The following is a 551-nucleotide window of genomic DNA, read 5'->3' as shown; positions in this document are numbered from 1 at the left end:
CGCCAGGGGCATGTGTCGATGACCGACGAGACCGTCTTCGAGGTCGGCCGCAACGTGGCCACGTCCGAAGGCGCGGTGGTCTACGAGAACGCGCTGTTCCAGCTCATCGAGTACAAGCCGCTGACGCCCAAGGTGCACGAGCGGCCGCTGCTGGTGGTGCCGCCCTGCATCAACAAGTTCTACATCCTCGATCTGCAGCCCGAGAACTCGCTGATCCGCCACGCGGTGTCCGAGGGCCACCGCACCTTCGTGGTGAGCTGGCGCAATCCGGACGAGAGCCTGGCCCACACCACCTGGGACGAATACATCGAGGATGCCGTCCTCTGCGCCATCGAGACCACCCGCGAGATCGCCGGCAGCGCCCAGATCAACGCGCTGGGCTTCTGCGTCGGCGGCACGATGCTCGCGACGGGCCTGGCCGTGCTGGCCGCGCGCGGCGAAGAGCCCGTGGCCAGCGCCACCTTCCTCACCACCTTCATCGACTTCGCCGAGACCGGCATCCTCGACGTGTTCATCGACGAGAGCTTCGTGCGCTTCCGGGAGATGCCTGT

The 551-nt window shown here is 66.8% G+C and carries 1 protein-coding gene; it reads left to right on the top strand.

The window, feature by feature from the left end; genetic code table 11:
* Positions 1-18 precede the first annotated feature (18 nt).
* The coding region (locus tag FJV41_RS57165) for an alpha/beta fold hydrolase (RefSeq protein WP_246137923.1) at positions 19-551 on the top strand (533 nt) is incomplete at its 3' end.

The organism is Myxococcus llanfairpwllgwyngyllgogerychwyrndrobwllllantysiliogogogochensis (assembly GCF_006636215.1).
In the GTDB taxonomy this organism is placed as follows: domain Bacteria; phylum Myxococcota; class Myxococcia; order Myxococcales; family Myxococcaceae; genus Myxococcus; species Myxococcus llanfairpwllgwyngyllgogerychwyrndrobwllllantysiliogogogochensis.
The sequence above is the reverse complement of the archived record's forward strand: the minus strand, read 5'-3'. Positions and strand labels throughout refer to the sequence as shown.